An 11,674-nucleotide genomic window follows, 5' to 3' on the forward strand; every position below is an offset into this window, starting at 1 on the left:
AGGATTCAAACATGAATGTCAAAAAAATCACGTCAGAACAGGATTTACATACAGCGTTTGAAATCAGAAAGACAGTATTTGTAGAGGAACAAGGCTGTCCCATTTCGGATGAATTCGATGAGTTCGATACACTCCACGGTGATTGCCAGCACATCCTGGCTTATCATCAGAATGTACCTGTTGGCACTGCACGTGTCCGTATCGTTGGCCACGCGGGGAAACTGGAACGAATCTGCATTCTGAAGCCTTACCGCAAATTCGGTCTGGGAAAAATAATCGTCGATGCATTAGAACGTATTGTGAAAGAACAAGGCATTTCTGCCTTCAAATTGCACGGCCAGACACAGGCGGCAGGCTTTTATGAAAAGCTAGGCTATCAGACTGCATCAGAAGAATTTATGTTGGATGGCATTCCGCATGTGCTGATGACAAAACAAGACGATTCTGCGCTATAGATTGTTCACAAATTTGTCACTTATGAGCATGAACAGTTCATTGGTATACTAATCACCGATTATGAAGAGAAGGAATGATTGTATGCCAGCAAATAAAAAAGAGAGTCTTATATTTGGCGTGATGATGTGTTTTGGAATGGTCTGCGTCATGTCGATTTACAATGCCATCATCAACGGAGCCATTCAGGATTTTTCACTGATGACCGTTTTTGAAATGGTCATCGGTTTTATGGTCGCCCTCCTGTTCGATTTACTGTTAGTGGGCCCCCTCGCCAAGAAGATTGCATTCCGTATGCCGTTCGACAAGACTAAAAAAATTCATGTCATCCTTGCCATGTCAACTTGTATGGTGATTGGCATGGTACTTTGTATGTCTGTGTTCGGTTTAGTGACAGCGGTTCTAGCAAATGGGCTGAACGGGGACAGCCTCTTCAGTGCTTATCTTATGATTGTGTTGAAAAATTTCATCCTGGCCTATCCATTGCAATTACTGATTATGGGCCCATTAGTCAGAGGGATTTTCATGAAATTTGTAAAACCAAAGCTCACAGCCGTAATTTAAATAGAATAGGAGTGAGCCTGACACTCACTCCTTTTGCTCATGAATTGAATGTAAAACAAGCTCCGCAAAAGCCTCTGCGGCAGGCAGCTGCCATTTTTTCTTTTTGAGTAACATATGAGAGTAAAGCGGATCAAGGGTTTCAGCATGATGAAGGATTTTCAGCTTGCCCGCCTCCACTTCTTCTTTCACTGTGATATAAGGCAAAACGGAAAATCCAAGCCCGCTCATAACCGTTTGTTTGATTGCTTCGATACTCCACAGCTCCATCGTTTGAAAACCGCTGATGTCATGCTTCACAAGGTATCGTTCAAACATCGACCGGTAACTGCAGCCCTCTTCATTTGTGATAAAGAAATGGCTGTTGTTTTCCTGTTTGTAATCATCAAAATGATCCGGTCCATCCATACTGCCCACAAGGACTATCTCCTCCTCGGTTAATGTGTAATGAACACACTTTTCAATATTGATCTCCGGATAGACCATTAACGCGACATCGACCCGTCCGCTTAACAAATCCACCTGATTTTGTCCACATGTGCCGTTGCTTAAGATGATTTTGACATGAGGATATTTCAGTGAAAATTCCCTTATGATCGGTCCAAGTCTGGAAATGGTTAACGACTCAGGTGCCGCTACTTTCAACACACCCTTAACTTCGTGAACGTTTTGCATATTCTTGATTTGTTCATGGGTTGATAGTAAATCCTCAGCTAAAGGGATCAATTCCCTTCCTAAAACAGTCAGTCTTAAACGCCTTTTCTCGTACGTGAATAATGCCCCTCCGATCTCCTGCTCCAGCGCTTGGACGTGAGTGGTGATCGTGGATTGCGTATAGCCTAGCTTCGCCGCGGCGTCTGTATAGCTCCCCTTTTCTACGATGGTCTGAAACGTGATAAGATGTCTGATCTCCATACGATTTCTCCTTTTATGATCTATTGAAAAAAATGATAATGACTTTTTATATTTCAATTTTATTTATAGATATCATTATCATACAATAAAAACTGCCCCGTACGACATTAGTAAATGAAGGTGATTTTATGAGTATAATAGCTTTTCTTTCGTATGTGATTTTGACATCCATTACGCCTGGCCCGAGCAACATCTTAATGATGAATGAAGCGCGGCGGTTTGGCTTTATAGGGTCATGGCGTTTCAATAGCGGCATTTTGGCAGGTTTTGCAGTCCTTGGGATTCTCAGCGGTGTATTTACGATAGGACTATACAATTGGATTCCGGTTGCAGAACCATACTTCAAAATAGCAGGTGCAGTCTATCTGCTTTATTTGGCATGGCAGGTCGGCATGTCCAAAAAAGCAAAGAAGGATTCTGAAGATGTGCATTCTTCTTTTCTATCAGGTTTTATTTTTCAAATAATCAATGTCAAAAGCATTCTGTTCTTCTTAACATTGATGAGTGCTTTTATCCTTCCGTTTCAGCATTCAATGACATCGGTCATTCTTTATCTCACATTAGCCATCATTCTCGGCTGGCTGGCGCTGCTGCTATGGTCAGGATTCGGCTCTGTGTTCAAAAAACTCTTTGACAAATACGATAAAGCATTTCGCACTATTATGTGTTTGCTGCTTGTTTACTCTGCCGTCAGTATTTATCTGTAGCACCTGTAAATCTATCTTATAAAGCAGGTCATCTAGTGATTGTGATGATTTTCGTTATTTCGATTACCCTAAAAGGAGGGAATTCATCTTGATCAAACGAATTGATCATCTGGTGTTGACTGTACAAAACCTTCAAGAAACGATCGACTTTTATACATCTGTTTTGGGAATGGAAGAAGAAACATTTGGCGCAGGCAGAAAAGTCTTGTATTTTGGCAATCAAAAAATCAACTTGCATGAGGCCGGTCATGAATTCTAACCTAAAGCCAAGCACCCGCTCCCGGGATCTGTCGATTTATGTATGATCACGGATGAACCCATCAATAAAGTGATGGAGCATCTCAAGAAAACAAACGTCAATGTCGAGGAAGGCCCAATAAAAAGAACCGGTGCACTCGGCCCGATTCTATCTGTTTATATAAGAGACCCCGATCAGAACCTCATTGAGATTTCGGAGTATATTTAAATCCCCTCTAAACATACCAATTCATTTGGTATGTTTTTTCTTACTTCCATTAATCCCTATACCTTACCACATAGTTCTTATACAATTCTTCGTTATAAAGAATTTCTTCGCCATGTGAAGAGCAAATGAGCGTTGGTTTGATTTGATCTATGATTGAGCCGCTATCAATGTTCTCATTTATATCAACACTGAATCTTCTTATAGGTGGGTGTAAATCCTCCTTACTTGTGATAAAAAGGTCACCCGTTAAAAGAGTACGATCGATTTTATGATAATACACGACATGACCCGGAGAATGGCCAGGTGTTAAATAGTATTTCAGAGGCAGGTGAGCAAGCGTTTGCTCCGTCAGCGGCTGGACAACATGGGCTACCCCTGTGTTCTCCACTTCATTTTTGTTCGGATATGGCTCTTCCCCATTGATGTACTTTAGTTCTTTCTGGTGCGCAAAAATCGGAATATCAAATCTCTCTAACCATTTTGATGCACCTCCGATATGATCACTGTGGCCATGAGTAAGCAAGATGGCTTTTGGATCGCCGATCGCGAGTGCTGCCCTAATTTGAGCATCAGCAAAACGTTCTATTCCCGTATCAACAATATAAACATCATCACCATCTTTGATAAACCAAGTATGAACCGGAATACGGAGAGGCACATCAAGCTCAAATTCACATTGAAAGACATGTTCTGATAGCTGTCTCAAGTTCATCAAAACCACTCCCTTTGGAGATTTTTTGATAGTTTTTAAAGAAAACAGAAGTGAACGGACCAGACAGATTATCTTGAAAATGGCCCCACACTCCAGCAGACTGGTATTCTTGAGGAGGAGACGCCGATTTTCGCCAGCATCAGCTCGACTTGTTAACATTGTCCATTAATAATCCCTTTTGTTCCCCTTCTTGACATATTCCCAATCACGTTCTATATTCTTCCTCACTCTATGAAGGAGTGCAGAAATGGTTTCCTTTTCCTCTGAAGTAAAACCGGACAAGGCCACTTCCGTGGAATGTTCTCCTTCTCTTCTTAACAATGGATATACCTTTTTTCCTTTCTCAGTCGGGAACAGTTTTTTTATTTTTTTATTTTGCTCATCCGGCAGTTTTTGAATAAATCCCTGCATTTCCAGCTTCTTAATGGCCCGCGCGGCCGTTGTCCGGTCCACTTTTATCATTTCCGCCAATTTTTCTTGAATAATTCCCGGATTTTCGTATATACGTACGAGATAGAGATACTGCCCTCTTGTTAAGTCCAAATCTTTAAATTCGATGTTGCTTATGGAATCCAACGCTCTTGCTATCATGCCGATCTCACGCAAAATATCATTCATTCCTAAAACCCCTCACATATTTTTGTTGCAATTACAACAAAAATGTTTTACCCTTACTATTATAAGACCACATGCATGCTGTACAGTCCAGACTAATATCAGAAAAGGATTGATTCATAATGAATATAAAAAGAATAACAACTGAAGCTGATTTACATGAAGCTTTGAATATTAGAAAGACGGTTTTCATTGAGGAGCAACATGTATCTGAATCCGAAGAGTTCGATGAATTTGATACGCTCCAGGAACAATGCCAGCATGTCTTGGTATATTATGAGAATCAGCCTGTCGGCACGGGCCGTGTGCGCATCGTTGACCATACAGCAAAGCTGGAAAGAATCTGCATCCTAAAACCTTACCGTAAGTACGGATTGGGGAAAGTCATCGTAAACGGGTTAGAAGAAATCATAAAAGAAAAAGGACTGACTGCATGTAAGCTGCATGGTCAAACACAAGCAACAGGCTTTTATAAAAAACTGGGCTACCAGATTTCTTCACAGGAATTTATGGAAGACGGCATCCCTCACGTCCTGATGACAAAAGAAATATCGCGGATTTAACATGAAATATATTTTTTACGGATTAGGCATACTCATATTAAGTTTGGGCATTTCCTTAACCATACAATCAGAACTGGGCACATCACCCTTCGATGCCCTTTTGGTTGGTCTGTCAAAAGAAGTCGGACTTACCGTAGGAAGCTGGGAGGTCCTTATTTCTGTGATCCTCTTAATCTGCAACGCTATATTAACGAGAAAAAAACCTCTTTTGCTAGGCTTGATTACAGCATTCATTACTGGAATAGGCATTGACCTATGGTTGTTTGTTGTAAAAAACACCATCTATCTAAACGCGTTGTTAAGCAAACTGATTTGTTTCGGAATTGGTTTGGTGCTCATCGGTCTTGGAACAGCCATCTATCTTCAGACGAAATTCGCATCAACACCCATCGATCATTTAACACTTATTATCCGAGATCTCTCCAAAAGAACAATTTTGTTTTCAAGAACATTGGTATACGCTCTTTTCTTAGTATTAGCCATCATCTTTAAAGGCCCTATCGGCATCGGAACCCTATTAACCGTCTGTTTGGGAGGAATGATCCTTCACGTTTTTATGCCTATTGTGGAAAGACACTTCTTATCAAAGAAAAGAAGGGGTTAGGATAGTACCAAAAAATCGCAATTTCATTTGCTGTTGGAAGGTTGGAATACAGCATCGTATCAACCGCACCTATTATAAAGTGATGTTTGGCATAAAAACGACAAGCTGAGACATTAATATCTTGTGTTTCAAGCATAAGACCACAAAAGCGATTCTCCTTTGCCCACTCAATCGCTTTATGTAATAATGCTGTTCCAACACCTTTCTTTCTATAGTCTTTTGCAACAGCAATGTCCTCTATTAGTGCATACCCATTCCAGTTAGAACGAATCTTAATCCGGCCGATGCAGTTGCTTTCACCATAATATAAAAAAACAACTTTCCCTTCATCTTCCATATAACTAACATCCATTTCATCATCTTCATATTGTTTAAAATAAGGTTTAGAAAATCGTTCCACAGTATATGTCCAAACACCGTTTTCAAAAGCAGGTATCATTCTCCCTAAAACAACGAAAGGTTCGTTTGGTTTATTGAAATCTTTCATATTCAATTGAGTCATTTTAATGATCAAATCAATCTCCGCCAATCGAGATGATATTTAGTAAACTCGTTTCGATACTATTCAATAACAGCTTCCAAAAGTGCACTCTTTAAGAGAACAGCAATAGATAAGACATCCATTACCTTATATATAAATTTCAATATCGTAATGAAGTATTTCATCAAAGGATTGTGGTACAGTAAAAAAGAATAGAAACAAGAGCAAAGAAGATGATCTCATGCCCACTAACAATAAACTCAATGAGAAATATCATCCTTCATTCAACTCGCCCACAACCCTGTTGAATAGTACCCATGGAGAGAGGAAGCTTTGCCACAGCTTCTGCCATTGGTGACATCTCTATTGAAGTATCCAAAGGACAACCAAGGATCGCTCTTTGGTTTTTCCTAGAAGAAATTAGAGTGAATAAAGGAGTGGTTGAGTATGTTGACAAGAGAAGATATCTTTAAACACGTCAAAAAAAAATACGGTACATCGCCTGATTATCCGTGGGGGAAATACCCAAACTATGCTTCTTTGAGACATACATCAAACAAAAAATGGTACGGTCTTATCATGAATGTTCTCCCAGAAAAATTAGGCCTGGAAGGACATGGCGAAATAGATATTCTGAATTTAAAATGCCCCCCTGACATAAGTGATGGCTTAAGAAATGGGGAAAATATCTTACCCGGATATCATATGGATAAGGAACATTGGATTTCAATTGTTTTAGAACGGACAGATCCAGAAAGCGAAATCTATAACTTAATCGAACAGAGCTTTCATTTAACCAAGTGAAGATAAAGAGTGTTCCTGCTAATCGAGCTGCAAAGAGTAGTGGGCACTTTCATTTTAGGATATTGTTCTTCACTCTGTCCACAAACGCAACTTAATCCATCTGGTGTGTGAGTGGAAGAAGAATTTCTACCAACTTCTTATGTAAAAGGATGAATAGTTATGACAAATAACTTAAAACAGAGAAGAATCATTTTAGATTTAGCAGTTACTCTAGATGGTTTTATTGAAGGGAAAAATGGAGAAGTTGATTGGTGTATTATGGACCCTGATATGGGGTTTACTGATTTCTTAAATCAAATTGATACTATTTTATATGGTAGAAAAAGCTACGATTTATGGGGACAGTATATCCCCAAAAAAGAAGACCCTGATACGGAAAAGGAAATTTGGAAATTAATTCATAGTAAAAAGAAATATGTTTTTTCCAGAACACAACATGAGATTGATAATCAAGCAATATTTATAAATGATAATATTCTTGAAGAAGTAAATAAATTAAAGAAAAAGCCTGGTAAAGACATCTGGCTATATGGTGGAGCGAGTCTCATTACAACTTTTATAAATTTGGGGCTTGTTGATGAATTTAGATTATCTATTCACCCTGTTGTTTTGGGAGAAGGAAAACCGTTGTTTATTGATTTAAAACAAAGGTTAAATTTAAAAATGCTGAATACAAGAACATTTTCCTCTGGCGTTGTGCAAATCGTTTATCATTGGAATGGCTAAAAAATCTTTCAGTCCAAAGTATATATTGTTAGGTAACACTCGACAGTAATTTTTCTTATGAACTAAAGGGGCGTCCATAAATAATGGGTTCCCCTTAATACTATGGAATTATCAACATCAAATTTAACAGAGCTAAAAAAAATATCCATTCTCCTGTAATAAAAGAAAACTGAAAAGGACGGTGCCTTCCTTCATTAACATAATTAAACATTATATTATTTTCCTTCTCCCTCTTTTAAGTAAATCGGCTAAGCTTGTATTTATTTATAATTATTGTGGTACCTAAATGTAATTAAAACAAATGAAAGAAGGTGATCCATGCCCACTAACAGTAAACCCAATAGATTAATCGCTGAGAAGTCACCATATCTCCTTCAACATGCTCACAACCCTGTGGACTGGTTCCCGTGGGGAGAAGAAGCCTTCGAAAAAGCAAAACGCGAAAACAAGCCGGTTCTGGTCAGCTTCGGTTATTCGACTTGCCATTGGTGCCAAGTTCGTATAGCTACACATTAATAAAAAAAGGACACATATAAATATGCATCCTTTAACAAAAGAGTTTATTTCCCTGTTTCTGCAAATTCCTTCAACCTATCCCCTATTTCATCACGAACCCTTTGGAAAAACGCCCATTTTTCTTCTTCTGTCCCTTGTGCTTTTGCTGGATCATCAAACCCCCAATGCTCACGTTTTACATGTGGAGGCGTGATCGGGCATTTATCAGCAGCATCACCACAAAGCGTAACAACTAAATCAGCATTGTTCAGAATATCAGAGTCGATGATATCTGACGTTTGATTAGAGATATCTATACCAACTTCTTTCATCGCTTTAACAGCATTCGGATTTAATCCATGTGCCTCTATCCCCGCGCTATATACTTTCCACTCATCACCTAAATATTGTTTAGCCCATCCTTCAGCCATTTGGCTTCGGCAAGAGTTCCCTGTACATAAAAAGTAAATAATTTTATTCTCCATATATTCCACCTCTACATCGAGTGACTTCGAAAGTATTTTCGTTGAAACCATAAAGCAACCTTAACAAGTGCTATCATGACCGGCACTTCTACAAGCGGACCAATTACGGCGGCAAATGCTGCACCCGAATGAATTCCAAACACACCAACAGCTACAGCAATCGCTAATTCAAAGTTATTGCTTCCTGCTGTAAAAGCTAAAGTAGTGGTTACAGCGTAGTTTGCCCCGATTTTCTTTCCTAAAAAGAAGGAAACAAAGAACATTAAAACAAAGTAAATCAATAATGGAATCGCAACTCGAACAACATCTAACGGCAAGCTAACAATTACATCACCTTTTAAGGAAAACATGATGATAATTGTAAATAGCAAAGCAATTAACGTAATTGGACTAATTTTAGGAATGAACACTTTTTCATACCATTCTTTCCCCTTCACTTTTACAAAAATATAACGTGTCACCATTCCTGCAATAAAAGGAACTCCAAGGTAAATGAATACTGATTTTGCAACTTCTGCCATCGTAATATTCACTACTGCTCCTTCCATCTCTAACCATTGCGGAATAACTGTTACAAAAATGTAAGCATAAACTGAGAAAAAAAGCATTTGGAAAATTGAGTTGAAAGCAACTAATCCTGCCGCGTATTCTGTATCACCTTTTGATAAGTCATTCCACACAATAACCATCGCAATACAGCGAGCCAATCCAATCATAATAAGTCCAATCATATACTCCGGTTTATCTGGCAAAAAGATGATAGCCAAAATAAACATGAGAGTCGGACCAATGATCCAGTTTTGCACTAAAGACAAAATTAATACTTTAATATCTTTAAATACCCGGCCGATTTCTTCATAGCGAACCTTTGCTAGTGGAGGATACATCATTAATATTAATCCAATTGCTAAAGGGATAGATGTAGTTCCAACTTGTAATTTGTTTAATCCGCCAACAAAGCCCGGAAATATAAAACCTAATCCTATCCCCAATGCCATCGCAAGAAAAATCCAGATGGTTAAATAACGGTCTAAAAATGATAAACGTTTCATTACTTATCCTCACCTTTTTATTAACAGCAAGAGTTCGTTTTACTATCGCTTGGAGGTGTTACACAACAAGAGGAGGAATCTTGTTTTTGAATCTCGCTGTTCGATTTGGTATAGAAAAACTCCCACTCGTTTCCACCTGGATCAGTAATCCAAAATTTATCTTGGACTGCATAACAACAAGTCGTATCCATTTCTTCACGTGCAAAAAAACCTTCTTTTTCAAGCCTTTCCTTGTGTTTCAAAACTTCTTCCAAACTATCTACTTGGAATCCAAAATGATTCACTTGATTTCCCTTCACCTCATCTACGACATTTAAAGTGAAGTTCAGTCCAGGAGTCTCTAATAAAAACTTTGCATAGTCTGTTTTTACTTTTACAGCCTTTACTCCAAAAACTTTTTCATAAAAATTGATCGATTTCTCCAAACTGACAACATTTATCCCTACATGAACATATTTCATTTTAATTCCCCCTCTTATATATTAATCAAAAAAATTTGATTTAATGACTAAAAATTTTTAGCAGCAATCTCCTTCACCTTTTTTTCTAAATACACAACAAAGCTCTTCTGATAATAAACTATTTACTTCCTCATCATTTAAATCATAATAGCTCCATGTTCCCTTTGTCTCTTTCGTTATTAAGTTGGCATCTAATAAAATTTTAAGATGATAAGAAAGTTTAGATTGTGTCACCTCAAAAATCTCAGTCAGATCACAAACACAGGTTTTTCCCCTTTGACAAAGTTCATACATGATCTCTAATCGTTTCTGATCAGCAAGAGCCTTAAATTTTTGTTCATATTTCTGAAGTAGTTCTGATTTCGTCTCAACCATTCATATCGCCTTCTTTAATCAATTTTTTTTGATGTATTTATAATACTCATGATTTTAAATAAATGCAAGCAAATAAATCGATTTTTTTTGATTAATTATAAAACCCACTAAAAGCTTGTGTAACCAGATAGAGGTTTTCTATTTTTAATATTTTCTCCATCACTACTACAACAGGGTTATAACTTGTTTTTGGTGGCATAGGATCTTTCAAATATTAGACGCACACAACAACTTCATCCAAATACAATAAACGAATGGGAACTATATACTAGTTGTTTTTTATTTACAGTCTAAACAAAGTAAAGGAAGTATTACTTGAATAACTTCTACTCTCCAAACGATAGCTAGCCTTCAATTAACCGTTTTAACTTAAGCTCAGTTTCAGTATTCTCAACTGGAGTATAGACGCTGCATCTTAAATCAGTATCCCCATGCACTTGTAATGAAGTCAGATTAAACAACATTTTACCTGCCTTAGCATGACGAAACTCAATTAATACTTCAGGAGCAGAGCTAATCTCATTTTCATTCCAAATTTTACGGAACTCAGGATATGCCTGTTCCATTTCTTGTATAAATTGCTCATACCAGTCATCAGCCACATACTGTCCATAATACGTTCTAAATATTGCGATATATCCTCTAACAAAATGCTCCCAATTCACTGCTAAACTTTTAAATTCCTTTCTTGCGAATAGTAAGCGTATTATATTCCTTTCTGCCGGATTGATTTGTTCAAAATCCAAAAATACATTAGCTGCTGCTTGATTCCACCCAACAATCTGACTTCTTCTATCTGATATAATCGTTGGGCAATAACGAAGTTCCTGCAAAATTTTTACTAAAGCCGGACTGATTTCCTTCTCTTTCTCATTTATAAAGGGTTGTTTCACCCCTTCCTCTAACGCTAGAGCATACAAATATCTCCTTTCATCGTTATTTAATTGTAATGCTCGAGAAATAGCATCTAATACCGAAGTAGATACTTTTATATCTCTTCCTTGTTCTAACCATGTATACCAAGTAAGACTTACACCGGCTAGTTGAGCCACTTCTTCTCTTCTTAGTCCCGGTGTTCTTCTGCGGGTTCCTACAGGTAAACCAACCATTTGGGGAGTAATTTTCGAACGTTGGTTCTTTAAAAATTCCGATAAAGCTTGAAGTCTTGTTTCAGGTTTCATTAAGATCTCCCTTTAAAA

General features: G+C 37.9%; 16 protein-coding genes and 2 pseudogenes. 9 read left to right on the forward strand and 9 right to left on the reverse strand.

All coding sequences use genetic code 11. From position 1 onward, the window contains the following. Positions 1 to 11: 11 nt before the first annotated feature. Positions 12 to 455: a GNAT family N-acetyltransferase gene (locus tag NYE49_RS20865; protein WP_047183502.1), complete on the forward strand. Its 444-nt coding sequence runs from the start codon at positions 12 to 14 to the stop codon at positions 453 to 455. An 82-nt stretch (positions 456 to 537) separates the two neighbouring features. Continuing rightward, positions 538 to 1,017, forward strand: a complete 480-nt coding sequence (locus NYE49_RS20870; RefSeq protein ID WP_047183503.1) for a hypothetical protein — start codon at positions 538 to 540, stop codon at positions 1,015 to 1,017. Positions 1,018 to 1,041: 24 nt separating this feature from the next. Here the strand turns inward: NYE49_RS20870 and NYE49_RS20875 are convergent, their stop codons facing one another. Then, positions 1,042 to 1,929, reverse strand: coding sequence for a LysR family transcriptional regulator (locus NYE49_RS20875; protein WP_047183504.1), 888 nt, complete (start codon positions 1,927 to 1,929; stop codon positions 1,042 to 1,044). A gap of 128 nt (positions 1,930 to 2,057) precedes the next feature. Between NYE49_RS20875 and NYE49_RS20880 the strand changes: the two genes are divergently transcribed. Together NYE49_RS20880 and NYE49_RS20885 are read left to right on the forward strand one after the other, a co-directional pair. Further along, the gene (locus NYE49_RS20880; RefSeq protein ID WP_047183505.1) at positions 2,058 to 2,636 is read left to right on the forward strand and encodes a LysE family transporter; all 579 of its coding nucleotides are present in this window, start codon (positions 2,058 to 2,060) and stop codon (positions 2,634 to 2,636) included. An 88-nt stretch (positions 2,637 to 2,724) separates the two neighbouring features. Continuing rightward, positions 2,725 to 3,102, forward strand: a pseudogene (locus tag NYE49_RS20885) (VOC family protein). A gap of 49 nt (positions 3,103 to 3,151) precedes the next feature. Here NYE49_RS20885 and NYE49_RS20890 read toward each other — a convergent pair. Further along, positions 3,152 to 3,814, reverse strand: a complete 663-nt coding sequence (locus NYE49_RS20890) for an MBL fold metallo-hydrolase (protein WP_047183506.1) — start codon at positions 3,812 to 3,814, stop codon at positions 3,152 to 3,154. Between the two features lie 165 nt (positions 3,815 to 3,979). Then, complete coding sequence (locus NYE49_RS20895; RefSeq protein ID WP_003226875.1) at positions 3,980 to 4,432, reverse strand: MarR family transcriptional regulator; 453 nt, start codon at positions 4,430 to 4,432, stop codon at positions 3,980 to 3,982. Between the two features lie 119 nt (positions 4,433 to 4,551). Here NYE49_RS20895 and NYE49_RS20900 point away from each other — a divergent pair, with 119 nt between their 5' ends. Next, positions 4,552 to 4,992: a GNAT family N-acetyltransferase gene (locus tag NYE49_RS20900; RefSeq protein WP_047183507.1), complete on the forward strand. Its 441-nt coding sequence runs from the start codon at positions 4,552 to 4,554 to the stop codon at positions 4,990 to 4,992. A 1-nt stretch (position 4,993) separates the two neighbouring features. Further along, entirely contained in the window at positions 4,994 to 5,596 is a 603-nt protein-coding gene (locus tag NYE49_RS20905; protein ID WP_047183508.1) for a YitT family protein, read from the forward strand. Here NYE49_RS20905 and satA read toward each other — a convergent pair. Continuing rightward, positions 5,553 to 6,110: a streptothricin N-acetyltransferase SatA gene (gene satA, locus NYE49_RS20910; protein ID WP_047183509.1), complete on the reverse strand. Its 558-nt coding sequence runs from the start codon at positions 6,108 to 6,110 to the stop codon at positions 5,553 to 5,555. The genes NYE49_RS20905 and satA overlap by 44 nt on opposite strands. Before the next feature lie 414 nt (positions 6,111 to 6,524). Here satA and NYE49_RS20915 point away from each other — a divergent pair, with 414 nt between their 5' ends. From NYE49_RS20915 to NYE49_RS20925, 3 genes and pseudogenes are all read left to right on the forward strand, one after another. Next, the gene (locus NYE49_RS20915; protein WP_047183510.1) at positions 6,525 to 6,881 is read left to right on the forward strand and encodes an MmcQ/YjbR family DNA-binding protein; all 357 of its coding nucleotides are present in this window, start codon (positions 6,525 to 6,527) and stop codon (positions 6,879 to 6,881) included. A 159-nt stretch (positions 6,882 to 7,040) separates the two neighbouring features. Further along, a complete protein-coding gene (locus NYE49_RS20920; RefSeq protein ID WP_015385202.1) occupies positions 7,041 to 7,607 on the forward strand; it encodes a dihydrofolate reductase family protein in 567 nt (188 codons plus the stop codon). A 318-nt stretch (positions 7,608 to 7,925) separates the two neighbouring features. After that, positions 7,926 to 8,096 (forward strand): annotated as a pseudogene (locus NYE49_RS20925) (DUF255 domain-containing protein); the annotation flags it as partial. Between the two features lie 71 nt (positions 8,097 to 8,167). On the opposite strand, the gene arsC reads toward NYE49_RS20925, so the two are convergent. The 5 genes from arsC to NYE49_RS20950 all read right to left on the reverse strand — a co-directional run bounded on the left by arsC (position 8,168) and on the right by NYE49_RS20950 (position 11,656). Continuing rightward, positions 8,168 to 8,587: an arsenate reductase (thioredoxin) gene (gene arsC, locus NYE49_RS20930; RefSeq protein ID WP_015483976.1), complete on the reverse strand. Its 420-nt coding sequence runs from the start codon at positions 8,585 to 8,587 to the stop codon at positions 8,168 to 8,170. Positions 8,588 to 8,598: 11 nt separating this feature from the next. After that, positions 8,599 to 9,639, reverse strand: a complete 1,041-nt coding sequence (acr3, locus tag NYE49_RS20935; RefSeq protein WP_047183511.1) for an arsenite efflux transporter Acr3 — start codon at positions 9,637 to 9,639, stop codon at positions 8,599 to 8,601. Between the two features lie 20 nt (positions 9,640 to 9,659). Next, the gene (locus NYE49_RS20940; protein WP_047183512.1) at positions 9,660 to 10,100 is read right to left on the reverse strand and encodes an ArsI/CadI family heavy metal resistance metalloenzyme; all 441 of its coding nucleotides are present in this window, start codon (positions 10,098 to 10,100) and stop codon (positions 9,660 to 9,662) included. 57 nt (positions 10,101 to 10,157) lie between these two features. Continuing rightward, positions 10,158 to 10,475, reverse strand: a complete 318-nt coding sequence (gene arsR, locus NYE49_RS20945) for an arsenical resistance operon transcriptional regulator ArsR (RefSeq protein ID WP_015385207.1) — start codon at positions 10,473 to 10,475, stop codon at positions 10,158 to 10,160. 344 nt (positions 10,476 to 10,819) lie between these two features. Beyond that, positions 10,820 to 11,656 carry a helix-turn-helix transcriptional regulator gene (locus NYE49_RS20950; RefSeq protein ID WP_047183513.1) on the reverse strand — a complete coding sequence of 279 codons (837 nt, stop codon included), beginning with the start codon at positions 11,654 to 11,656 and terminating at the stop codon, positions 10,820 to 10,822. Between the last annotated feature and the right edge of the window lie 18 nt (positions 11,657 to 11,674).

The organism is Bacillus sp. FSL L8-0358, from assembly GCF_038593095.1.
GTDB classification, from domain to species: domain Bacteria; phylum Bacillota; class Bacilli; order Bacillales; family Bacillaceae; genus Bacillus; species Bacillus subtilis.

Bases quoted from the DNA above. Each gene is read 5' to 3' on its own strand.
- NYE49_RS20865 (WP_047183502.1), top strand. From the start codon at position 12: ATGAATGTCAAAAAAATCACGTCAGAACAGGATTTACATACAGCGTTT.
- NYE49_RS20870 (WP_047183503.1), top strand. From the start codon at position 538: ATGCCAGCAAATAAAAAAGAGAGTCTTATATTTGGCGTGATGATGTGT.
- NYE49_RS20875 (WP_047183504.1), bottom strand. From the start codon at position 1,929: ATGGAGATCAGACATCTTATCACGTTTCAGACCATCGTAGAAAAGGGG.
- NYE49_RS20880 (WP_047183505.1), top strand. From the start codon at position 2,058: ATGAGTATAATAGCTTTTCTTTCGTATGTGATTTTGACATCCATTACG.
- NYE49_RS20890 (WP_047183506.1), bottom strand. From the start codon at position 3,814: ATGAACTTGAGACAGCTATCAGAACATGTCTTTCAATGTGAATTTGAG.
- NYE49_RS20895 (WP_003226875.1), bottom strand. From the start codon at position 4,432: ATGAATGATATTTTGCGTGAGATCGGCATGATAGCAAGAGCGTTGGAT.
- NYE49_RS20900 (WP_047183507.1), top strand. From the start codon at position 4,552: ATGAATATAAAAAGAATAACAACTGAAGCTGATTTACATGAAGCTTTG.
- NYE49_RS20905 (WP_047183508.1), top strand. From the start codon at position 4,994: ATGAAATATATTTTTTACGGATTAGGCATACTCATATTAAGTTTGGGC.
- NYE49_RS20915 (WP_047183510.1), top strand. From the start codon at position 6,525: ATGTTGACAAGAGAAGATATCTTTAAACACGTCAAAAAAAAATACGGT.
- NYE49_RS20920 (WP_015385202.1), top strand. From the start codon at position 7,041: ATGACAAATAACTTAAAACAGAGAAGAATCATTTTAGATTTAGCAGTT.
- arsC (WP_015483976.1), bottom strand. From the start codon at position 8,587: ATGGAGAATAAAATTATTTACTTTTTATGTACAGGGAACTCTTGCCGA.
- acr3 (WP_047183511.1), bottom strand. From the start codon at position 9,639: ATGAAACGTTTATCATTTTTAGACCGTTATTTAACCATCTGGATTTTT.
- NYE49_RS20940 (WP_047183512.1), bottom strand. From the start codon at position 10,100: ATGAAATATGTTCATGTAGGGATAAATGTTGTCAGTTTGGAGAAATCG.
- arsR (WP_015385207.1), bottom strand. From the start codon at position 10,475: ATGGTTGAGACGAAATCAGAACTACTTCAGAAATATGAACAAAAATTT.
- NYE49_RS20950 (WP_047183513.1), bottom strand. From the start codon at position 11,656: ATGAAACCTGAAACAAGACTTCAAGCTTTATCGGAATTTTTAAAGAAC.